Genomic DNA, 22148 nt, shown 5'->3' with positions numbered 1-22148 from the left:
AATGAGTTTGTCCGAAGCGCGTTTCCATGACCTGGTCGATGCCACACAGCAGACGCTGGAGGACATCTTTGATGACAGTGGCCTGGATATCGACCTGGAGAGTTCGGCGGGTGTACTGACCGTAAAGTTTGAAAACGGCAGCCAACTGATCTTCAGTCGTCAGGAGCCGCTGCGTCAGCTGTGGCTGGCGGCAGTGTCCGGTGGCTTCCACTTCGATTACGACGAAGAAAGCGAGCGCTGGATGTGTGACAAGAGCGAAGAGCAGTTGGGCGAAATGCTTGAGCGCATCGTCAAGCAACAGGCCGACGTCGAACTCGACTTCGAAGGCCTGTAATTTCGTGACTGAAACAACCCCCGTCCGTGCACCCAAACCGCTTTACAGCAATGTCAGCCCGGCGGTGCCTTCACCATGCAGCGGTGTGTGCCGCCTGGACGAGCAGAAAGTCTGCCTGGGCTGTTTTCGCCATGTCGAAGATATTCGCGAGTGGCGCTCGGCCGATGATCAGCGCCGGCGGGTGATTTGTGAGCAGGCAGCCCATCGTAAAGCCTTTTGTGGCGAGGGGGCTTGTCGGAACGCCGCATCGCCCCGTTCGGCTGCGAAGCAGTCGTAAAGATTCTGGGGGCGCTACGCAACCCAGCGGGGGCAAGCCACCTCGCCACGAAAGACCTGGCGACCGCTGGATCGCCCAGCTTGTATATTTATTGAGCTGTGATAGTGTCCGGATACGCCTCAACCCATCGAGGCTTGTGAAAACCCCGTCTTCTTCTGGCGGGGTTTTGCTTTTTTCGTGCAGAAGAAAGGAGTCTGCCCTGATCATGACCGCACCTTCCATCACTCTTACCCGTCTGGACGTGCAACGTCTGGAGCGCCTGATCGAAAGCCTGGATGACACGCTGCCGGGCGTTATCGCGCTGCAAACCGAACTGGATCGCGCCGATACTCTGGTTGGTCACGATGAAGTGCCCGCCGATGTCGTGACCATGAACTCCCGTGTGCACTGTCGCGAAGAAGGCAGTGGCAAGGACTATCACCTGACGCTGGTGTACCCGAAGGACGCGAACGCCGATGAAGGCAAGATCTCGATCCTGGCGCCAGTGGGCAGCGCGTTGCTGGGCCTGAAGGTGGGTCAGCATATCGACTGGCCGGCTCCAGGCGGCAAGACCCTGAAACTGACCCTGCTTGAAGTCGAATCGCAGCCGGCCAATGGCGGCGCATTCCCGGAATGATCCCTCAGACCTGATCGAGCGCCTCGTTCAGTGCGCGCTCCAGGTCGGCTTTATAGCGCAGATACAAATGAGTGGATCCCGACCCGTCACGGAGCAGGCCTGAGAGGTCCAGGTCGGTGATATAGCAGCGGTAGCGTTCGGTTTCCCGGCGCTGCCCGATGATTTCCCGGGCGACCGCGCTGAACAGTTGGTTGCCATGCTCCAACTCCGAAAATTCCCGTTGATTGCAGTACAACGTCACCCGCACCTGGCCAGGTGCGGCTTTGCCGATGATCGCCTGGACATCGTAAAACGCTTTGTTGGCAGGGGTTTGCGGTGCTGGTCGGGGTTCGATCCGGCGCGCCCTGCCTTGGCCAGACGGCAATAATTGGCAATACAACGTATCCAGATTCAGGGGTTGGGCGGCGGCCATCGGCAACAAGGCATCGCGCCGGTATTGGATCGATTGCAGGAACCGCTGCAACGGCACCAGCAGGCTTTGCTCATCGTGCCAGGGCAGGCGTTGCTGCCACAGGGCATTGAACTCATCGAGCACGTAAAGATCGACCAGGTCTTCATTGACCCGATAGAACACTTGAACGCAGTCCGGCTGGCCCATCGGCAGCAACAGTGCGAGGTCATGATCTTCCAGCGCCATGGCATCCAGGTGTAGCGGGCTGTAGCGGGTCAACTCCTTACCCAGATAGTCGATCAGCGCTGACAGCGTGGCGAGGGCGACGTGATTGACCTGGCCGGGTATCAGTTCCAGCACGTGGTAGTGCTGCTGGACCTGAATCAGGTAGCGGTAGTTGAGTCGGCTCAGTAGAAGGTTCTGTGCGGTATCGAGGGTTTCTTCCACCCGCTGCGCGATGAATGGCGCGCGGTTATGACAAAAGCACCGCACTCGCAGCCTCGGCTGTTGCGCACCGACCGGCAGATTGTTGAGGTAGTCGCGTATGCAGTCGAGCAAGGCGTTGGGGCCATCATGGTGGCTGACCAGCACTTCGTTCCAGCTGTTGATCGTGACCTGATCCAGGGTCAGGACCAGATTCTCGCGCACGCCTGCGTAGCTCAGGGAGTCGGTGCGCTCGGTGGTCATCAGGATGTTCAGATCACGATGGTGCTTGAGCGGGTCGACGCCGACGTTCACCAGAATCAGCACCTCGCTTGGCACGCTGGCGCGTAGCAAAGGCTCTTCGGCGACAGTGGCAAGGGGCAGGGCAATGCTCTGTTGCAGGCTGCCGAGCAGGTTGAACAGTTCAAACTCACTCAAATCGCTGCTGCCGGGGTGCAAGGCCAGGCGGGTACTGCTGTCGATCACGCCGTTGCGATGGCACCAGGTGAGCAGTTCCAGCAAATGGCGGCTGCGTTTGATCGGCGCAAAATGTTCCCACTCCAGTGCCGTCAGGCTGCCGTTGTACAAACCCCACTGGCCTTGCCCGGGCTCTTTGCGGTTTGGCGCATACACCAGGGTCAAGGTGTCTTCGGCCAGGTCCGGAGCAATACCGGGATTGATGAATTCGACCTTGCCTGTCTTGCGCTCGAAGGCTGCGTACAAGCGCCGGCCCAGCACACTGAGGTCGCGCTTGTTGATGCGGCTGGCGGTCTGTTCATGGCGGGCGAACCGGGTGAGGAAGCGGTAGCTGTAATTGAGTTCGTTGACCAGGGCCGTGCGCTCGGAGCTGACCTGGCGAACCTTCCACTGGCTGCGGCTATCGAGCAGTGCCAGCTGACGTTGATCCCAGTGCCATTCCCGGGCCAGGCGCTCGAGCAATGCGCGTTGCCAGCTCTGGGCTCGACTGGTGCCGGTCAGTTTGCGGTTGACCTTCAGGTACAGCGCGCGGCGCACCAGTTCCAGGCGTTCCGGTTCGTTACGGGCGATGAGGTATTCCTCGATGCGCCGGTATACCACGATGTAGGGGTCCAACTCGTCGAGGTCGAGCTGATTGGCGAACACCGCTTGTTTGAAGCGCAGGCTCAGGCAGTGGACCCTGGGGTGTTCGCTGGCGTAAACCTCGGTCAGCAGTAACTTCAGCACTGATTTGTAGGGTGACTCGATGCCCTTGAACAGTTGCCAAAGCCCGGCGCCGATAAACTCCCCTGGCGGGATCAAGGCCAGATTGCCCAGGTCAAGGGTTTCATCGGCACGGATGAAGCGCTTGGAAAGCAGCGTGTGCGTGTAACGGTCGTAGCTCGATTCTTCGTAGACCGGTACCAGCCACCAGATCGGTGTGCGTCCGGCCAGCCATATGGCGGTTCGATAAAATTCGTCCAGCAACAGATAGTGCTGGGTGGTTCCGCAATCCTCCGAGCTCAGTTGGGTATCGCGTTCGCCGCGCACGAATCGGGTCGGGTCAATCAGGAAGAAGTGCGCCTCGGCTCCCTGGCTGGCCGCCCAGGTTTCGAGCAACTGGCATTTCTTGCGCAGTTCGTTGAGTTCGCTTTCGCTCAGATCCGGAGCGTGGCAGACCCATACATCCATATCGCTCTGGTCGGCCTGTGCCAGGGTGCCGAGGCTGCCCATCAGGAACAGGCCGTGAATCGGTCGCGGCGGATTGCTGCCATGGCGTGGCTTGTAGGAAAAGGACCGGGTCAGGCGCTGGGCTTCGGCGAGGACATTGGCATCGGGCTCGAATTTCGACAGCCCGGCCGGCGTACTGCCTGAAACGTAGCCTGGCAACAACGGATGATTGACGTGAAAAAACAGCGGCAGCAGGGTCAAAACCCCTTGCTGGCGTGTCGACAGCCCTTCCATGGCCCGTGCCAGACGACCTTCGTTGAGCTTCAGAAAGCGTGCTCGCAGCTGGCCGAGTACCTTGCGGTCGATTCCCTCGTCCAGATCGGGGCGGATTTCATGGTTGCTCGTCATGTCAGCTCAAACCGGCTCGCAGGGCTCGGAGGAAGGAATCTCGGGATGAGTCGCAGTGTAGCGCCTCGGCTCCGGGATTTTTAAGCTGATTTTGTGATTTTGACGTCAGATTTCCATCGCTTGCAGATGGCAGGTCAAAGAGCAAGCCCGCGGAAATCCTCTGATGTGGTTTTCCGTGGGCTATACGGTGAAATTCAGGCGGTTTCCTGGACGCTCAGTATGGTCAGGAGCGTTTGCACATTCTGCGCGGCGTCACGACCCAGACTGGTCAGGTAGCCGCCATCAGGTTGATCGATCAATTCTTTTTCGAACAGGCGTTGGGCAGCGGCAATAGCTTTTGGAGCAGCGGTCTGATGAATTTTCAAACCTTCCTGGGAACTGTCCAGGTTGAAGAGTGCGAGGATTTCCAGTTCGGCAACCAACTCAGGGGTAAGCGACATAAGGACTCCAGACTTTCTAGGAATTGGACGACAGCGCCACTAAGGTGAGCTCACTTGCGCGGCATGTCCAGTGCTTGCGACAGGGATTTTTTGTCTTGGGATGCATTCCCCGGCCGGCTGCGAGGCAGCGGGGTTTACCCAGTGTAGTCAGGGGCTGAAAGGTGGCAGGCATGATTGGCAACAAATTGTGTGAGGCTCGCTTCGCTGTGGCGAGGGGGCCTGCAGGAACGCCGAATCGCCCTGTTGTTGCTGCGCAGCAGTCGCGAAATTGTTGGAGGGTCGCTTGGCGACCCAACGGGGGGCGAGCCCCCTCGCCACAGGAATCGGTGTCGATGCCTACTGCTTTTCCGGGGGCAACTCTGGCAGCGCACGCAGCGCCGCCTCGTACCATTCGGTGTTGAACGCGCGGTCTTCTTCGAGGATCGCGTCGATTTCCACCGCTAATACGTGGGCCATCAAATTAAGGATTTCTTCGCGCTCGTAGCCCACCAGCGTCAGCTTGTTGAAGGTGGCTTTGGCCGCCGGAGGGTTGTCGCTTTCGATCTGGTTTTCGATGGCCTGGATCAGGGTGCTTTCGGCGAACTCTTCTTCGTCGTTGTCGATATCGGTTGGCTCGCTCATGGCAGGCTCCTCAGGGAAAGGCGGCCAGTTTACCCGCATTCAGGTGCGTGATGCTGCTGGCAAGAAACGCACAGGCGTTCTATAAACAGGCACCGCCAACCCCCGCACGGCCTGGAGGCTTTGTGATGATCAAGCTTTATGGATTCTCCGTCAGTAACTACTACAACATGGTCAAACTGGCGCTGCTGGAAAAAGGCCTGCCATTTGAAGAAGTGCCTTTTTACGCAGGCACCAGCCCCGAGGCACTGGCTATCAGCCCGCGTGGAAAGGTCCCGGTGTTGAAGGTAGAGCAGGGTTTCATCAATGAGACCAGCGTGATTCTCGAGTACATCGAACAGAGCCAGAAGGGCACACCGCTGTTGCCGACAGATCCATTCGAACGTGCGCAGGTGTTGGCGTTGGCCAAGGAAATCGAGCTGTACCTCGAACTGCCGGGCCGTGCCTGCTACGGCGAGGCGTTTTTTGGTACGCCAGTGCCAGAGGCGATCAAGGAAAAGACCAGGGCCGAACTGCTACAGGGAATCGCGGCCCTGGGCCGCCACGGAAAATTCAGTCCTTACGTGGCCGGCGAAAGCCTGAGCGTGGCGGATCTGTACTTCCTTTACAGCGTGCCGCTGGCCTGTGCGGTTGCCAAAAAGTTGTTTGGAATTGATCTGTTGGCAGAACTGCCGGCAGCCAAGGCGCTGCTGGAGAAGCTGGAGCAGAACCCGAATGTGCAGAAAATCGCAGCGGACAAGGAAGCGGCGATGCCAGCATTTATGGCGATGATCGCGTCCAGGAAGTGAAGTTTGTAGTGTGCTGAAGTCAGTCGTCGCAGGCAGGCCCGCCCCCACAGTGGAAAGTGTTGAATACACCTGACCCTGTGGGAGCGGGCTTGCCCGCGAAGCTTTAGCGGCTGGCGAGCAACGCCTGGCCGCGAACCACGGCAGCCTTCACCTGCGCCGGTGCAGTGCCGCCGATATGGTTGCGGGCATTCACCGAGCCTTCCAGGGTCAGTACGGCGAACACGTCCTGATCGATCTGGTCGCTGAACTTGCGCAGTTCTTCCAGGCTCATCTCCGCCAGGTCCTTGCCGCTGTCCACACCGTACTTCACGGCATGGCCGACGATTTCATGGCAGTCACGGAAAGGCAGGCCACGACGTACCAGGTAGTCGGCCAGGTCGGTGGCGGTGGAGAAACCACGCAGGGCCGCTTCGCGCATGATGGCGTGCTTGGGCTTGATCGCCGGAACCATGTCGGCAAAGGCCCGCAGGGAGTCGCGCAGGGTATCGGCGGCGTCGAACAGCGGTTCCTTGTCTTCCTGGTTATCCTTGTTATAGGCCAGTGGCTGGCCTTTCATCAGGGTCAGCAGGCCCATCAGTGCGCCGAACACCCGGCCGGTCTTGCCACGCACCAGTTCTGGCACGTCCGGGTTTTTCTTTTGCGGCATGATCGAGCTGCCGGTGCAGAAACGGTCCGGCAGATCGATGAACTGGAATTGCGCGCTGGTCCATAGCACCAGTTCTTCGGAGAAGCGCGACAGGTGCATCATCGCGATGCTGGCGGCCGAGCAGAACTCGATGGCGAAGTCGCGATCGGAAACGTTGTCCAGCGAGTTGCCGCCCACCGCGTCGAAACCCAGCAGTTGAGCGGTGTATTCACGGTCGATAGGGTAAGTAGTGCCGGCAAGAGCGGCGCTGCCCAAAGGCATGCGATTGGTGCGTTTGCGGCAGTCGACCAGGCGTTCGTAGTCGCGGCTGAGCATTTCGAACCAGGCCAGCATGTGGTGGCCGAAGGTCACCGGCTGTGCAGTCTGCAAGTGGGTGAAGCCGGGCATGATACTGGCGGCTTCGCGCTCGGCCTGTTCCAGCAGGCCTTTTTGCAGGCGGGTGATCTCGGCCAGGATCAGGTCGATCTCGTCACGCAGCCACAGGCGGATGTCGGTCGCGACCTGGTCGTTACGGCTGCGACCGGTGTGCAGCTTTTTACCGGTGACGCCGATGCGGTCGGTCAGGCGCGCTTCGATGTTCATGTGTACATCTTCGAGGTCGATGCGCCAGTCGAACTGCCCGGCCTCGATTTCGCCCTGGATGGTCTTCAGGCCATCGATAATGCTGTCGCGCTCGGCATCGGTCAGTACGCCGACCTTGGCCAGCATGGTGGCGTGGGCGATCGAGCCCATGATGTCGTGGCGATACAGGCGCTGGTCGAAAGTGACGGAGGCGGTGAAGCGGGCGACGAAGGCGTCGACGGGTTCACTGAAGCGGCCGCCCCAGGACTGATTGGTCTTGTCAGTGCTCATGAATTCGCTCGTATCGGCTTGAAGTAAGAAGGCGTGGAACGCTGGCGCGGATAATAGCAGGGTTGTCATTGCTGGCGTTGACGCTGGTCGACCGGTTTTTTTTCGCAATGCGAGCCCGCTCGGGCCAGGTCCTGTGCAATTTTGCAACACGATATTTACCAATTGAGCAATAACGTCCCGCCAACCGTCTACAGTTGGAAAGTAGGATCGGCGCACTCCTTTGTGCGGCTGCAGGCTATAAGAAGAGGGGGGGTGTTCAGATTGCGTATCAACAAACCCTTTGGCGATGTATCGCCAGTGCGGGCATGGACCGCCAATCGCCCGGCGGATGAAAATTTAGCCGCCGGATTCGCGGCACTTTTTGACGCTCGCGCTAGTCTTAGCGTGGATCGCGGTGACAGACGTCACTTCACCTGTCTACGCTATCCTTGTGCGAGACTCACGCAGGAATCCAGCGCAATATGAATGTCCTGATCGTTGATGACGAAACCCTGGCCCGCGAGCGCCTGAGCCGAATGGTTGGCGAACTCGAGGGATACAGTGTCCTGGAGCCCAGCGCCACGAATGGCGAAGAGGCCTTGGCACTGATTGACAGCCATAGACCGGATATCGTGTTGCTCGATATTCGCATGCCGGGTCTCGATGGCCTGCAAGTGGCCGCGCGTTTATGCGAACGCGAAACACCGCCCGCCGTAGTATTTTGCGCCGGGCCCGATGAATTTGCCGTGGAAGCCTTACAGGCCAGCGCCGTAGGCTATCTGGTGAAACCTGTGAGAACTGAACAGTTACATGACGCATTAAAGAGAGCCGAACGCCCCAACCGCGCTCAGCTCGCCGCACTGACCCGCCCTGCTGCCGACAGCGGCAGCGGCCCGCGCAGCCATATCAGCGCCCGGACCCGTAAGGGTATCGAGCTGATTCCGCTGGATCAGGTGGTCTATTTCATTGCCGACCACAAATACGTGACCTTGCGCCACGAAGGCGGCGAAGTGCTGCTCGATGAGCCGCTCAAGGCTCTTGAAGACGAGTTCGGCGACCGTTTTGTGCGCATCCATCGCAACGCCCTGGTCGCCCGTGAGCGCATCGAACGATTGCAGCGCACACCCCTGGGGCATTTCCAGCTGTTTCTCAAAGGCCTCAATGGTGATGCCCTGATCGTCAGCCGGCGCCATGTAGCTGGCGTGCGAAAAATGATGCAACAGCTTTAATTCGCCATTTACAGGCGGATTGCACACCCGATTGCCGGACATCCGGGGCCAGGGAGGCCGGGCAGTATCTGATACAAGTCAAAGTGGATTTGGCTGAGCTGTTATTATCCGCCGTATCTATTCAGTACGGATTGATCCATGTCCACTCGCGAAATCCGCATCGCCACCCGCAAAAGCGCGCTTGCCCTGTGGCAGGCCGAATACGTCAAAGCCCGTCTTGAAGCCGCCCACCGGGGTCTGCTCGTGACCCTGGTGCCCATGGTCAGCCGTGGCGACAAGCTGCTCGACTCCCCGCTGTCGAAAATCGGTGGCAAGGGACTGTTCGTCAAGGAACTGGAAACCGCGCTGTTGGAAAACGAAGCCGACATCGCGGTGCATTCCATGAAAGACGTACCGATGGACTTCCCCGAAGGTCTGGGACTGTTCTGCATTTGCGAGCGTGAAGACCCGCGCGATGCTTTCGTTTCCAACACCTACGCGAGCCTCGATGACTTGCCCGATGGCAGCATCGTCGGCACCTCCAGTCTGCGCCGTCAGGCCCAGTTACTGACCCGGCGTCCGGATCTGGAAATCCGCTTCCTGCGCGGCAACGTCAATACCCGCCTGGCGAAACTCGATGCCGGTGAATACGACGCCATCATCCTTGCGTCAGCGGGGCTGATTCGCCTGGGCTTTGAAGACCGCATCACCTCGGCCATCGGTGTCGACGACAGCCTGCCGGCCGGCGGGCAGGGTGCGGTGGGCATCGAATGTCGCAGTGCCGACAGCGAGATCCATGCCTTGCTGGCACCGCTGCATCACCAGGATACGGCCACCCGCGTGACTGCCGAGCGCGCCCTCAATAAACATTTGAATGGCGGTTGCCAGGTGCCGATTGCCTGTTACGCCGTGCTTGAGGGCGATCAGGTCTGGTTGCGTGGACTGGTAGGCGATCCGAGCGGTGGTCTGCTGCTCAGTGCGCAAGCCCGTGCACCGCGTAGCGATGCCGAGGCGCTGGGCGTGCAAGTTGCTGAAGATCTTCTGAGCCAGGGTGCCGACGATATACTCAAGGCGGTCTATGGCGAGGCAGGCCACGAGTGACCGGTTGGCGCCTGTTGCTGACGCGTCCGGCGGATGAGTCGGCAGCGCTGAGCCGTTTTTTGGCGCAAAACGATATTTTCAGTAGCTGCCTGCCGCTTTTGGACATCGTGCCGATTGCGGCCACTGACACAATGCGCCAGGTGATTCAGACGCTGGATCGTTACTGTGCCGTGATCGTCGTCAGCAAGCCGGCCGCCCGGATCGGTCTTGAACTGCTCAACCAATATTGGCCACAACCACCGCGCATCAAGTGGTTCAGCGTCGGTGCGGCCACCGCGCAGATACTTCAGCAGCACGGCCTGGACGTCAGCTTTCCCGCTGAGGGTGATGACAGCGAAGCCTTGCTCGAACTTTGCGTATTGCGCGAGGCTATCGCGCAGCCCGATGCGCGCGTGCTGATCCTGCGCGGGGAGGGTGGGCGCGAGTTGCTGGCTGAGCGTTTGCGTGCGCTTGGTGCTAGTGTCGAGTATCTGGAGTTATACCGCCGCGACCTGCCGCAATACCCGCCAGCCGCTCTGCCCCGGCAGATCGAAGCGGAACGCCTTAACGGGCTGGTGGTCAGCAGTGGACAAGGTTTTGAGCATCTGCATCGACTGGCTGGCACTGCCTGGCCGCAGTTGGCGCGGTTGCCGGTGTTTGTACCAAGCCCCAGGGTCGCCGAGATGGCCCGTGCCGCCGGGGCTGAAACTGTTGTGGATTGTCGTGGCGCCAATGCCGCGGCCTTGCTGACGGCGTTACGGGAGCACCCCGTGCCCGTTTTCTAACGCAAAGGATGGATACGTGAGCGAAACTGCCTTGCCTAAAGATGACGTCCGGCCAGTGCTTGATGCACCGGTTGATGAAACTCCGCCACCTGCTGCGGTACAGCGCCAGGGCAACGGGCTGGCAATAGTCGCGCTGTTGATTGGTGCTGTCGGTGTCGCGGTGGGCGGCTGGGGTGTCTGGCAGGTACGGCACCTGCAGGCGACCACTCAGCAGCAACTGAGTCGGGTGCAAGCTTTGAGCGACGAGGCGCAAAGCCTCAAGCTCAGCGAGCAGCGCCTGAGTGCACGCCTTGAGCAATTGCCCGGCGTAGATGAGCTGGAAGAGCGTCGCCGTCTGGTGACGCAGCTGCAGGGTGATCAGCAGCGCTTGAATCAGCGCCTGGAAACTGTCCTTGGCGCCAGCCGCAAAGACTGGCGCCTGGCCGAGGCCGAGCACTTGCTGAGACTGGCCAGCCTGCGCCTGTCTGCATTGCAGGACATCAGCAGCGCCCAGGCGTTGGTGCAGGGCGCCGATGAAATTCTGCGCGAGCAAAATGATCCCGGCTCCTTCGCTGCCCGCGAGCAAGTGGCCAAAACCCTGGTGGCCTTGCGCAGCACCGATCAGCCGGATCGCACCGGGCTGTTCCTGCGTCTGGGCGCGCTGCGTGACCAGGTGATCAGCCTCACTGAGCTGGCACCCGAGTACAAGGATCGTGGTGATTCCCTGCTGGGCCTGACTGCCGATGGCGACGGTGCCAGTCGTTGGGCACAGTGGTGGGATCAGATCTCACGCTATATCCGTATCGATTTCAATGCCGACAAAAATGTTCGCCCCCTGCTGGCCGGTCAAAGCCTGAGCCAGGTGCGCCTGGCCCTGAGCCTGGCGCTGGAGCAGGCGCAATGGGCTGCGCTCAACGGTCAGGCAGCGGTTTACACCCAGGCGCTGGATGAAGCGCGGGACGTACTCCAGGGCAACTTCAACCCGGACAACCCGCAAAGCAAAGTGATGCTTGAGCAGGTTGTTGAGCTGAGCAAGCAGCCCGTCTCCGTGATCACACCAGACCTGACCGGCACGCTGAGCGCGGTGCAGGGCTATCTGGAGCGCCGTAACGTCAACGCCGAGGACTCGATCAAGCCAATGGCCAAACCTGCCGCTAATCCTGCGCAGGAGGCGACGCCATGAAACGTCTTTATGTGATCGTGTTTCTCGTTATCGCCGCTACAGCTGCGCTCGGGTTGGCGATTGCCGAACATTCCGGTTATGTGCTGGTGGCCTACAAGTCTTTCCGCTATGAGTCGAGCCTGTGGGCAACTTTGGCGCTGGTGGCGGTGTTGTGGCTGGTGGTCTGGAGCATCAAGGCATTGATCGAACTGGTGATGACCTCCAGTGGCGTGGTCAATCCGTGGTCGCGGCGTAATCGAAGTCGCCGGGTGCAAGTGGCGATCGAGCACGGTCAGCTGGATTTGGCCGAGGGGCGCTGGGCCAGCGCGCAACGCCATTTGTCTCGGGCCGCCGAAGCCGAGCGCCAGCCACTGCTTTACTATCTTGGTGCTGCCCGTGCCGCCAACGAACAAGGGCACTATGAGGAAAGCGACAACTTGCTGGAGCGCGCACTCGAGCGTCAACCCCAGGCCGAGTTGGCCATTGCCCTGACTCATGCCCAGTTACAGGCGGACCGTGGTGATACGGAAGGCGCGCTGACGACCCTGCAAGCCATGCACGAACGTCATCCCCGTAATGCGCAAGCCCTGCGCCAGTTGCAACGATTGCATCAGCAGCGGGGGGACTGGTCGGCAGTGATCCGTCTGCTGCCGGAGCTGCGCAAAGACAAAGTCTTGCCAGCGTCCGAACTCGCCGATCTGGAACGTCGAGCCTGGGGCGCGAATCTGTCGTTGGCGGCGCAGCGCGAAGAAGATGGAACGGTCGGTTTGCAGTCGCTCGAGCGCGCTTGGCAGCAACTGACTTCGGCCCAGCGTCAGGAACCACAGCTGGTGCTCGCTTATGCTGAGCAGTTGCGTCAACTGGGGGCTCAGGTCGAGGTCGAGGAGGTTCTGCGCACGGCGCTCAAGCGTCAATACAGCAGCCATCTGGCGCGTCTTTACGGTTTGACTCGCGGCGCTGATCCAGCCCGCCAGTTGCAGACTGCCGAAGGCTGGCTGAAGGATCATCCGGCTGATCCGAGCCTTCTGTTGACCCTGGGGCGGCTTTGTCTGCAAAGCAGTTTGTGGGGCAAGGCCCGGGACTATCTGGAGAGCAGCCTGCGTGTGCAGCGTAATCCGGAAGCCTGTGCCGAGCTGGCGCGGCTGCTTGCGCAAATGGGTGATACCGAGCGCAGCAACCAGCTGTTTCAGGAGGGCCTGGGCTTGCTGGATGAACGCTTGCTCGCGGCTCCCTTGCCGGTGCCCGCACGCGCTTGAAGTACGCATTGTTGTAGCAACTGGCGAGACCGGCGCCAGCTGCTGCAAAATTGATGAACGCGTAGGATTTGGACCTTCCCGGGCCTTATCAGAAAAGTCCTACGACAGAACTCCATTAATCCCCTCGCTGTGTCGAGAAATCCGTACACCCCTGCTGAAGTGTCCCTGACAACCTGCCTTGAAAGGCCGGAGCGCTTTCCTCTACCGTAACTACCGGTCTCAACTGTTACTGGAAAAGCCATGTCTTTGGCCTGCTCACGCTCCTTGTTCTTCATGGCTTTCATTGCGGGTGCCCTGGCGCTGGGTGTTTCCTATTATCTTGAGTACGTGGTCGGTCTGCGGCCCTGTGGCTTGTGTGTGCTGCAGCGGATTTGCCTGGCATTCTTTACGGGTGTCTGCCTGATGGCTTCGGTCCACGGGCCGTCCCGCGTCGGGAGTTTTCTGTACTGGCTGCTCGGACTGTTCTCCAGCCTCGCCGGGACGGTCACGGCAGGGCGGCAAGTATTGCTGCAAAGTGATCCGGCAGCTCACCTGTCGACCTGCTTGCCTGGTCAGGCCGATGCTTTCGCTTCCTCATCGTGGCTGTCTGCGATACGACAAATGTTTGAGGGCACGGTCGATTGTGTGGAAATTTCCTGGACCTTGTTCGATCTGAGCATCGCGGAGTGGAGTTTATTGTTCTTCGTCCCGATGATGATTCTGAGTGTCTATCAGTTGGTGCGCCTCGTCTGGATCAGCTATCAGCGACCGCTCGGCGGCGAGTCGTCGCACCGATCGTTGCGAAGTGATTAAACACTTGTATGAACTTTGTCGCCTGCGTACCTTGAAGCCAGTGTCGCGCGGGCATAATCTGGCCCGCACGTGTCATTGGAATTATGTTGCTCGATGACGCTCTGCCTGACCGCCCACCGATGTGACAAGAGGCGAACGGGCACAGAGCAGCTGACCCACAAGGGAAGAGAGATCACCATGCTCGAAAGTTGTCAGAATGCTCAGGAACGCTGGGGTGGAGTGCACCTGCTTATCGACCGCTGGTTGCAGGAGCGCAAGGAGCTGATCGATGCATACGACAAGCTCGGAGCCGATCCGCAGGCACTGTCCACGAATCGAAAGCACTTGCAGGAGTTCTGCGGCGTGCTGGTCGATTACGTGTCGGCGGGGCATTTCGAGATCTACGAACAGCTGACAGGGGAGGCCAAGGCCTTCAATGACAAGCGTGGTCTGGAGCTCGCCGAGACTCTCTACCCGCGCATCGATGTCATCACCGAAAAGCTGCTCGCATTCAACGACCTTTGCGATGAAGGCAAATGCGTCGTCGAAAAATTCAAGGAACTGGGCGGGCTGTTGCACGAACGCTTCGAACTGGAAGACTGTCTGATCGAAGTGCTGCACACCGCTCACAAGGAAGTCGATTCGGTTCAGGCCTGAATCGTTTCCCGCAAGCTCCGGGAACGGCGTGCCACGGCACGCCGTTTTCATATCTGCAGTCAGCTGGTTGCGCCGCGCAATTCGACTTCGAATATCAGCGGAGTGAAGGGGGCAATGACGTCGCCGGCACCGTCGGCGCCGTAGGCTTGAGCCGAAGGAATGACCAGTCGCCATTTCGCCCCTGTCGGCATGTTTTGCAGTGCGCTTCGCCATCCTGCAATCACACTGTCGAGACTGAACCATTGGGGTTGATTGTTCTGGTCGAAAACCGTGCCGTCAGGCAAGCGACCAATGTACAGAACTTGTACCTTGCCATTGGGGCCTGCCTTGGGACCATTGCCTGGCGACAGCTCGGTCAACAGCACACCATCTGCCAACTCACGCACGCCTGGCCTGGCTTTTTCTTCGGCAAGAAAACGGTGCTCTTTTTCCAGCGCCGCTTCGCTCTGCGGTTCAGCTGACGGCATGGATACCCGGGCTTCATGCTCCGTCAGGATCTGTTCGATCTGCTCGTCTTTCAGGGCCAGTGGCTTGCCCTGATAGGCTTGTTGCAGGCCTTCGATCAGAGCCTGAAGTTGCAGGTCCGGTGCCTCCAGGCGCAAGCGCTCACCGAGGCTGGCGCCCAGGCTGTAAGCGAGATCGTGAGCTTCTTTTTCCGGGGTGTTTTCGACTGCCTGGGCTACCGAAAAAAACACGCACAGCGATAAAAACAGGTAGCGCGACATGGGCAATCTCCGATCTGAAATGCGAGCGATTATGCCAGTGTGAAGGAGCGCTACGGTGAACTGCTTTTGCGTTGGCGAAGAAGTTTTCCGGTCCGTTGCAACACAACGCTTTCGATAGTGTCAACATGCCCTAGCGGCGGTTGCAGCAGAGGTCTAGTATGAGCCGCACTCACTTCAGCCAGGAGGTAAACCATGTCGGCCACCAAGAAGCCAGTAAACACTCCGTTGCACTTGCTCCAACAACTCTCGAGCAGCTTGCTCGAGCATCTGGAAACCGCTTGTTCCGAAGCCTTGGCTGATGCTGAAAAATTGCTCGCCAAGCTGGAAAAGCAGCGTGGAAAAGCGCAAGAAAAACTGCATAAGTCCCGCACCAAATTGCAGGACGCTGCGGCAGCCGGCAAAGCCAAGGCACAAGCCAAAGCCAAAGGGGCGGTGACCGATCTCGAGGAGTTGCTTGATGCTCTCAAAGATCGTCAGTCGGAAACTCGTGGCTACATCCTGCAACTCAAACGCGATGCTCAAGAAAGCCTGAAACTGGCCCAGGGCGTCGGTCGTGTACAAGAGGCTGTCGGCAAGGTGTTGTCCCTGCGTGCGGCCAAACCTGCTGCGGCACCTGCGAAGAAAGCCGCTGCCAAGCCCGCTGCTGCGAAAGCACCGGCCAAGCCTGCTGCTGCAAAACCTGCCGCTGCCAAGCCGGTAGCTAAAACTGCCGCAGCCAAACCTGCTGCCAAACCGGCTGCGAGAAAACCGGCTGCTGCCAGCGCTGCAAAACCTGCGGCTAAAACCACGGCTGCCAAACCAGCCGCCGCACGACCTGCCGCAGCAAGAGCCACTGCTGCCAAGCCACCCGTGGCTAAAACCGCCGCCGCTAAACCGGCTGCAAAACCAGCCGCTAAACCAGCTGCCCGCACCGCTGCGGCGAAACCTGCTGCCAAGCCGGCTGCAAAACCGGTCGCTGTAAAACCAGCAGCTAAACCTGCGGCAAAAGCGGCTGCCAAACCTGCTGCAAAACCCGCCGCTAAACCAGCTGCCGCGAAACCAGCTGTTGCCGCCAAGCCTGCCGCTGCCAAGCCAGCCGCCAAACCGGCTGCTGCAAAACCCGCAGCGAAACCTGCAGCGAAACCTGCAGTGAAGAAACCGGTTGCCGCCAAGCCAGCCAGCGCGCCAGTTGCCAAGCCAGCCAACCCGGCTCCGGCAGCAACGTCTGCTCTGGCAGCAGCCACCTCGACAGCCACGCCAGCGCCAACGCCGGCCGCCGCATCGATCGCAGCAACGACCCCAACCAGCGCTTCCTAAGTGCCGGTTACCGCGACTCGCAGCTGATGCAGCGCGTCGCGGTGCAGGTGGGCGGCCTCGGCCGCCGCACCTTCCAGCCAGGCCGATAGATCGGCCCCGGCATTTTGCGGCCAACTCTGCGCCGCTCTCTCCAGCCGCAACAACAGATGCCGTTCGGCTTCCAGCTCCAACGCCTTCACTTGTTCACGCAGGCTTTGCAAATCGGCGTCTTGCGTGGCCGCGGCCTTCCACTGTGTGCGCAAGGCGCGTAACGGGCGCACGACATCGGTGTCCCACGAGACAGCTACACTGCGCAGTTGCTGCAAGCGCTGCTCTTCGCAGGCCACGCCTCGTTGTCCCAACCACGCACTACACAGCAGCAGGCACACATTGGCCCCCGCCGATTGCAATTGCAGGCATGCCTGCTCAACACCCGGATGGGCATAAGTGGTCAGGGAAAAGCTCCACAGGTCAGAGGACATAGTGCTACTCGCGCCAGTTGCGAGCGAAGCTGGTAGACTCCGCCGCCATTATGATTCGACTTCAGAACCTGACTTTACAGCGTGGCCCGCAACGTCTGCTAGAAGACGCCGAGCTGACCCTGCACGCCGGCCAGAAAGCCGGCCTTATCGGTGCCAACGGCGCCGGCAAATCGAGCCTGTTCGCCTTGCTCAGGGGCGAACTGCACCCTGACTCGGGTGATTGCTTCCTGCCGGCCGACTGGCGTATCGCCCACATGCGCCAGGAGGTAGACACTCTCGAGCGCCTGGCGGTCGACTACGTGCTCGATGGCGACCTGCGCCTGCGTCAGGTGCAACGCGACCTGGCAGCAGCCGAAGCGGCCCATGACGGTGCCGCACAGGCCCGCTACCACTCCGAGCTCGATAGCGCCGACGGTTACACCGCCGACGCAAGGGCTCGCAAGCTGCTAGCCGGCCTGGGCTTCACCAACGAGCAGATGGATCGTCAGGTCGGAGATTTCTCCGGTGGCTGGCGGATGCGCCTGAACCTGGCGCAGGCCTTGATGTGTCCTTCGGACCTGCTGCTGCTCGACGAACCGACCAACCACCTGGACCTCGACGCCATCATCTGGCTCGAAGAGTGGCTCAAGAGCTATCCCGGCACTCTGATGCTGATTTCCCACGACCGGGATTTCCTCGATGCCGTGGTCGATCACGTGGCCCACGTCGATCAGCGCAAGATCACCCTCTATCGCGGTGGCTACAGCGCCTTTGAACGCGCCCGCGCCGAACGTCTGGCCCAGCAACAGCAGGCCTACGAGAAGCAACAGGTGCAACGTGCGCACATGGAAAGCTACATCGCCCGTTTCAAGGCCCAGGCAACCAAGGCCCGTCAGGCCCAGAGCCGGATCAAGGCCCTGGAGCGGATGGAGGAGCTGACCGCGGCCCACGTCGATTCGCCGTTCGACTTCGTTTTCCGCGAGTCGCAGAAGATTTCCAGCCCGCTGATCGACCTGTCCGATGCGCGCTTGGGCTACGGCGACAAAACCGTGCTGGAGAAGGTCAAGCTGCAACTGACCCCCGGCGCGCGAATTGGCCTGCTCGGCCCTAACGGCGCCGGTAAGTCGACCCTGATCAAGAACCTCGCCGGAGAGCTTGAACCGCTGGCCGGCCGCTTGACCCGTGGCGAGAACACCGTCGTGGGCTACTTTGCCCAGCACCAGCTCGACTCGCTGGACGCCAAGGCCAGCCCGTTGCTGCACCTGCAGCGCCTGGCACCGACCGAGCGCGAACAGACCCTGCGCGACTTCCTGGGTGGCTTCGACTTCCGCGGCGCGCGCATCGATGAACCGGTTCTGAACTTTTCCGGTGGCGAGAAGGCCCGTCTGGCGTTGGCACTGATCGCCTGGGACCGGCCGAACCTGCTGCTGCTCGACGAACCGACCAACCACCTGGACCTGGAGATGCGCCTGGCCCTGACCATGGCCTTGCAGGAATTCAGTGGTGCGGTGCTGGTGGTTTCCCACGATCGTCACTTGCTCAAAAGCACCACCGATAACTTCTTCCTGGTGGCCGACGGCAAGGTCGAAGAGTTCGATGGCGACCTCGAAGACTACACCCGTTGGCTGGTGGATTATCGTCAGCGCAATGCGCCGGTCAGCACCACGCCGGTCAATCCGGACAAGACCGACAAGAAGGCCCAGCGTCAGGCTGCGGCTGCCTTGCGCCAGCAACTGGCTCCGCACAAGCGTGAAGCGGAAAAGCTCGAAGCCGAACTGGGCAAGCTGCACGAGAAGCTCGCGAAGATCGACACCAGCCTTGGCGACAGTGATATCTACGAGCCTGCGCGCAAGAACGAATTGCGCGATCTGCTGGCCGAACAGGCCAAACTGAAAGTGCGTGAAGCAGAGCTGGAAGAAGCCTGGATGGAAGCCTTGGAGCTGCTTGAGAGCATGCAGGCGGAGCTGGAGGCGTTGTCCTGATGGATGCCTTCAGGTTGCCTCTGCCGCAGGTTTGGGTCGAGCCGATCTGGCTCGGCGTGCAGATCCTGATGATCCTGCTGGCCGGCTACCTCGCCCAGCGGTTCGTTGCCAAGGGCCTGACTCGACTGGGCGAGCGCTATCCGTTTCCGCCGCAGTTGCTGATGCCGCTGCGTGGCGGCCTGCGCTGGCTGATCATGGGCAGCGCGTTGATCTTCGTGCTGGAACGCCTCGGGGTGTCGGCGACGGTGCTCTGGACTGCCTTGTCCGGTTTCGTGGCGGTGGCCGCGGTAGCGTTTTTCGCCATGTGGAGCGTGCTCTCCAACCTGCTCTGCGCGATCCTGATCTTCACCGTTGGCCCGTTTCGCCTCGGAGATGTGGTCGAACTGGTGGACACCACCGACAAACCCGGCGTGAAGGGGCGAGTGGTGGCGATCAATCTGCTTTACACCACGCTGATAGAAGCTGAAGAGCTTGGCACTGGCAGTGCCATGGTCCAGGTGCCCAATAGCCTGTTCTTCCAGCGCTCGGTACGGCGCTGGCGCGGCAGTGACGTGTTCCCTGCGAGCGGTTTCGAGAAGTAGCCGCATATTCGACCAATTCCTACAAAAAAGTCGTAGTCAACTTTCCAAAGCCGCATTAGCTTAGACGTCTGTGACGTGTAAGAGCCGAGGTGTGCGATGGAGCTTGAAACGTGGCTGGCGTTTTTTGCCGCCTGTTGGTTGATCAGTTTTACTCCCGGTGCCGGTGCTATCGCATCGATGTCCAGCGGTCTTCAATACGGCTTCTGGCGCGGGTACTGGAATGCGCTGGGCCTGCAACTGGGTCTGGCGTTGCAGATCGCGATTGTCGGTGCCGGCGTGGGCGCGATCCTCGCTGCTTCGGCTACGGCCTTCTATGCGATCAAGTGGTTTGGTGTGGCGTACCTGGTTTACCTCGGGGTCAAGCAATGGCGCGCGCTGCCAAGTGACATGAGCGATGATTCGGCCGTGCGCCCAATGGGCAAGCCGCTGGTCCTGGTGTTCCGGGGCTTCCTGGTGAACATGAGCAACCCCAAGGCTCTGGTGTTCATGCTGGCGGTGTTGCCGCAGTTCATCGACCCGCATGCGCCGCTGCTGGCTCAGTACCTGATCATCGGCGCGACCATGGTGACCGTGGACCTGATCGTCATGGCCGGTTACACAGGGCTTGCATCCAGAGTGCTGCGTCTGCTGCGCACACCCCAGCAGCAGAAACGCATGAACCGTACCTTTGCCGGTCTGTTCATCGGTGCGGCGGCTTTCATGGCCACGCTGCGCAAAGCCACGGTGTAAAACTGTCAGGTATAAATAAGGCGACCCTTGTGGTCGCCTTTTTCGATGCCGGCATCAGCGCGCGGTCGTGACCGTCGAAACAAGAAAGACCGACAAAGCTTGAGTGAAAGCCGTTGGAAGTGAACAATATGTTACTTCGTATTTCCAATTGAGATTCATTCATGATTGCCCCATCCCGTTTCCTGGCCTGGTTGCTGCTGCCGCTGTTCGCGTCGTGCAGCTTTCAACTGCTGGCCGACACCGTCGATGGCGCGCCGCAGGCGTTGCATTTGCTCGATTACATCAGCGCGGATTACCCGGACACTGTGCAAGCTGGCAGCATCACCAACCAGACCGGGTACCGCGCGCAGCAAGAGTCGATCAAAACCCTGGAAGACCTGGTCGCAGGCATGCCGGACAAACCGGAAAAAGCCGCGCTGGAGCAGGGGGTGGCCGGCTTGCTGAGTGCAGTCAGTGCCCGTCAGGACGGCACCGATGTGGCTCGCCAGGCGCGGCAACTGGGTGCGAAACTGGCGGTCGCCTATGAAGTCAGCCAGGCGCCTATCATTACGCCGGACCCAACCCGCGGCGCTCCGCTGTACGCTCAGCATTGCTCGGTTTGCCATGGCGCGGCAGGTGCCGGCGACGGCCCGGCGGGAGTCGGCCTGACGCCCCCACCCTCCAATCTGCGTGATACCTCACGTCTGGATCGTCTGAGCCTTTACGCCATTTACAGCGCCGTTGGCCTGGGGGTCGAAGGTACTGACATGCCGGCCTTCGCCGATCAACTGGATGAGCGTCAGCGTTGGGACCTGGCCACCTACATCGCCAGCTTCAGCGTCGACCTGGCCAACGCCAGCAGCGACAAAACCTACAACATCGCCGACCTTGCCCGTCAGACTCCGGCAGAAGTGCAGGGCGCCGAAGGTCCGCAGGCGGCGGCGACGTTCCGTGCACAGCGTTCGCAACCGCCGCAGGTCAAGCGTGGCCCGGGGCAGTTGCTCGATTACACCGCTGCGACCCTGGACAAGAGCATTGCGGCGTACCGCGCCGGTGACCACGATCAAGCCTATGACCTGTCGGTGGCGGCATACCTCGAAGGTTTCGAACTGGTTGAAAGCTCGCTGGATAACGTCGATGCCACCGTGCGCAAAGACACCGAAAAATCGCTTATGGCGTACCGCCAGTCATTGCAGGACGGCCTGCCGGTTTCCGAGGTCGAGCAGCGTCTGGAGGTGGCCAAGGCCAAGTTGAAAGTGTCTGCCGGGTTGCTGGGCAGCGACGGTTTGAGCTGGTCCCTGAGCTACATTTCCGGCCTGCTGATTCTGCTGCGCGAAGGCCTGGAAGCGATTCTCGTGCTGGCAGCCATCCTTGCCTTCCTGCGCAACACCGGGCAGCAGTCGGCAGTGCGCAGCGTCAACTGCGGTTGGGGCCTGGCATTGCTGGCCGGCCTGGGGACCTGGGCGCTGGCAGCGTATGTGATCGATGTCAGCGGTTCGCAACGCGAGTTGCTTGAAGGTGCGACAGCCTTGTTTGCCGCCGTCATGGTGCTCTGGCTCGGCGTGTGGATGCACGACCGTCGTCACGCGGCAGCCTGGCAGGATTACATCAAGAGCAGTCTGGTGGGCGGCGGTGGACGTTTCGGTTTTGCGACCCTGGCCTTCTTCTCGGTGTATCGCGAGCTGTTCGAGGTGATTCTGTTCTACGAAACCCTGTGGCTGCAGGCAGGTCCGGCGGGACACAACGCGGTACTGGCCGGTGGTGCGACGGCGCTGGTGCTGCTGGTTGTGCTGGCCTGGGTGATTTTGCGTGGTTCGGCGAAGCTGCCGTTGTCGTTGTTCTTCAGCATCAACGCCGGCCTGCTGTGCGCGTTGTCGGTGGTGTTCGCCGGGCACGGCGTGAAGGCATTGCAGGAAGCGGGGATCTTTGGAACGCGGCCGGTGCCGTTCTTTGAGTTCGACTGGCTGGGGATCCACGCGGATGCGTATTCGTTGAGTGCCCAGGCCGTGGCGATCATTGCGATCATCGTGCTGTATGGTCGTAGTTGGGTAGCTGAGAAGCGGCGGGTGCAGGTTTCTTAAACAGCATTCGCTGCGCTCACATTCGCGGGCAAGCCACGC

At 60.4% G+C, this 22148-nt stretch carries 22 protein-coding genes and 1 pseudogene; 17 read left to right on the top strand and 6 right to left on the bottom strand.

Features of this window, described 5'->3' with window-relative positions; translation table 11 throughout:
* The first annotated feature begins 1 nt into the window (after position 1).
* From cyaY to rnk, 3 genes are all read left to right on the top strand, one after another.
* Complete coding sequence (gene cyaY / locus ASE98_RS17180; protein WP_060542530.1) at positions 2-334, top strand: iron donor protein CyaY; 333 nt, start codon at positions 2-4, stop codon at positions 332-334.
* Positions 335-338: 4 nt separating this feature from the next.
* Entirely contained in the window at positions 339-611 is a 273-nt protein-coding gene (locus ASE98_RS26065; protein WP_082457583.1) for a DUF1289 domain-containing protein, read from the top strand.
* 205 nt (positions 612-816) lie between these two features.
* Positions 817-1227, top strand: a complete 411-nt coding sequence (gene rnk, locus ASE98_RS17175; protein WP_060542529.1) for a nucleoside diphosphate kinase regulator — start codon at positions 817-819, stop codon at positions 1225-1227.
* A 4-nt stretch (positions 1228-1231) separates the two neighbouring features.
* On the opposite strand, the gene ASE98_RS17170 is transcribed toward rnk, so the two are convergent.
* From ASE98_RS17170 to ASE98_RS17160, 3 genes are all read right to left on the bottom strand, one after another.
* Positions 1232-4075: a class I adenylate cyclase gene (locus ASE98_RS17170; RefSeq protein WP_060542528.1), complete on the bottom strand. Its 2844-nt coding sequence runs from the start codon at positions 4073-4075 to the stop codon at positions 1232-1234.
* Between the two features lie 194 nt (positions 4076-4269).
* Positions 4270-4515 (bottom strand): TIGR02647 family protein, encoded by a 246-nt coding sequence (locus tag ASE98_RS17165; protein ID WP_060542527.1) that lies wholly within the window; start codon positions 4513-4515, stop codon positions 4270-4272.
* Positions 4516-4851: 336 nt separating this feature from the next.
* The gene (locus ASE98_RS17160) at positions 4852-5136 is read right to left on the bottom strand and encodes a hypothetical protein (RefSeq protein WP_046039010.1); all 285 of its coding nucleotides are present in this window, start codon (positions 5134-5136) and stop codon (positions 4852-4854) included.
* Positions 5137-5261: 125 nt separating this feature from the next.
* Between ASE98_RS17160 and ASE98_RS17155 the strand changes: the two genes are divergently transcribed.
* Positions 5262-5921 carry a glutathione S-transferase family protein gene (locus ASE98_RS17155; RefSeq protein WP_060542526.1) on the top strand — a complete coding sequence of 220 codons (660 nt, stop codon included), beginning with the start codon at positions 5262-5264 and terminating at the stop codon, positions 5919-5921.
* 103 nt (positions 5922-6024) lie between these two features.
* On the opposite strand, the gene argH is transcribed toward ASE98_RS17155, so the two are convergent.
* A complete protein-coding gene (gene argH, locus ASE98_RS17150) occupies positions 6025-7419 on the bottom strand; it encodes an argininosuccinate lyase (RefSeq protein WP_060542525.1) in 1395 nt (464 codons plus the stop codon).
* 342 nt (positions 7420-7761) lie between these two features.
* On the opposite strand from argH, the pseudogene ASE98_RS27795 reads away from it, so the two are divergent.
* The 8 genes and pseudogenes from ASE98_RS27795 to ASE98_RS17115 form a co-directional block, all read left to right on the top strand.
* Positions 7762-7884, top strand: a pseudogene (locus tag ASE98_RS27795) (sensor histidine kinase); the annotation flags it as partial.
* On the top strand, positions 7881-8627 hold the full coding sequence (locus ASE98_RS17145) for a LytR/AlgR family response regulator transcription factor (protein WP_060542524.1): 747 nt from the start codon (positions 7881-7883) through the stop codon (positions 8625-8627). The pseudogene ASE98_RS27795 and the gene ASE98_RS17145, both read left to right, overlap by 4 nt.
* 138 nt (positions 8628-8765) lie before the next feature.
* Positions 8766-9707, top strand: coding sequence for a hydroxymethylbilane synthase (hemC, locus tag ASE98_RS17140; RefSeq protein ID WP_060542523.1), 942 nt, complete (start codon positions 8766-8768; stop codon positions 9705-9707).
* Positions 9704-10471, top strand: a complete 768-nt coding sequence (locus ASE98_RS17135) for a uroporphyrinogen-III synthase (protein WP_060542522.1) — start codon at positions 9704-9706, stop codon at positions 10469-10471. Before hemC ends, ASE98_RS17135 begins: the two co-directional genes overlap by 4 nt.
* A 16-nt stretch (positions 10472-10487) precedes the next feature.
* Positions 10488-11633 carry a uroporphyrinogen-III C-methyltransferase gene (locus ASE98_RS17130; protein ID WP_060542521.1) on the top strand — a complete coding sequence of 382 codons (1146 nt, stop codon included), beginning with the start codon at positions 10488-10490 and terminating at the stop codon, positions 11631-11633.
* Positions 11630-12868, top strand: a complete 1239-nt coding sequence (locus ASE98_RS17125) for a heme biosynthesis protein HemY (protein ID WP_060542520.1) — start codon at positions 11630-11632, stop codon at positions 12866-12868. Before ASE98_RS17130 ends, ASE98_RS17125 begins: the two co-directional genes overlap by 4 nt.
* A gap of 240 nt (positions 12869-13108) precedes the next feature.
* Positions 13109-13660: a disulfide bond formation protein B gene (locus ASE98_RS17120; protein ID WP_060542519.1), complete on the top strand. Its 552-nt coding sequence runs from the start codon at positions 13109-13111 to the stop codon at positions 13658-13660.
* A 177-nt stretch (positions 13661-13837) separates the two neighbouring features.
* Positions 13838-14296: an Rsd/AlgQ family anti-sigma factor gene (locus tag ASE98_RS17115; protein ID WP_060542518.1), complete on the top strand. Its 459-nt coding sequence runs from the start codon at positions 13838-13840 to the stop codon at positions 14294-14296.
* 59 nt (positions 14297-14355) lie between these two features.
* Here the strand turns inward: ASE98_RS17115 and ASE98_RS17110 are convergent, their stop codons facing one another.
* Complete coding sequence (locus tag ASE98_RS17110; protein WP_060542517.1) at positions 14356-15021, bottom strand: FKBP-type peptidyl-prolyl cis-trans isomerase; 666 nt, start codon at positions 15019-15021, stop codon at positions 14356-14358.
* A 192-nt stretch (positions 15022-15213) separates the two neighbouring features.
* On the opposite strand from ASE98_RS17110, the gene ASE98_RS17105 reads away from it, so the two are divergent.
* Entirely contained in the window at positions 15214-16317 is a 1104-nt protein-coding gene (locus ASE98_RS17105) for an AlgP family protein (protein WP_060542516.1), read from the top strand.
* On the opposite strand, the gene ASE98_RS17100 is transcribed toward ASE98_RS17105, so the two are convergent.
* A complete protein-coding gene (locus ASE98_RS17100; protein ID WP_060542515.1) occupies positions 16314-16778 on the bottom strand; it encodes a TIGR02444 family protein in 465 nt (154 codons plus the stop codon). The genes ASE98_RS17105 and ASE98_RS17100 overlap by 4 nt on opposite strands.
* Positions 16779-16828: 50 nt before the next feature.
* Here ASE98_RS17100 and ASE98_RS17095 point away from each other — a divergent pair, with 50 nt between their 5' ends.
* The 4 genes from ASE98_RS17095 (at position 16829) to ASE98_RS17080 (ending at position 22109) form a co-directional block, all read left to right on the top strand.
* The gene (locus ASE98_RS17095) at positions 16829-18739 is read left to right on the top strand and encodes an ATP-binding cassette domain-containing protein (RefSeq protein WP_060542514.1); all 1911 of its coding nucleotides are present in this window, start codon (positions 16829-16831) and stop codon (positions 18737-18739) included.
* Positions 18739-19320, top strand: coding sequence for a mechanosensitive ion channel family protein (locus tag ASE98_RS17090; RefSeq protein WP_060542513.1), 582 nt, complete (start codon positions 18739-18741; stop codon positions 19318-19320). The genes ASE98_RS17095 and ASE98_RS17090 overlap by 1 nt, the downstream gene beginning before the upstream one ends.
* A gap of 96 nt (positions 19321-19416) precedes the next feature.
* Positions 19417-20049: a homoserine/homoserine lactone efflux protein gene (rhtB, locus tag ASE98_RS17085; protein ID WP_060542512.1), complete on the top strand. Its 633-nt coding sequence runs from the start codon at positions 19417-19419 to the stop codon at positions 20047-20049.
* A gap of 161 nt (positions 20050-20210) precedes the next feature.
* On the top strand, positions 20211-22109 hold the full coding sequence (locus ASE98_RS17080) for an FTR1 family protein (RefSeq protein ID WP_060542511.1): 1899 nt from the start codon (positions 20211-20213) through the stop codon (positions 22107-22109).
* The last annotated feature ends 39 nt before the right edge of the window (positions 22110-22148 follow it).

The organism is Pseudomonas sp. Leaf48 (assembly GCF_001421885.1).
Taxonomy (GTDB): Bacteria; Pseudomonadota; Gammaproteobacteria; order Pseudomonadales; family Pseudomonadaceae; genus Aquipseudomonas.
The sequence above is the reverse complement of the archived record's forward strand: the minus strand, read 5'-3'. Positions and strand labels throughout refer to the sequence as shown.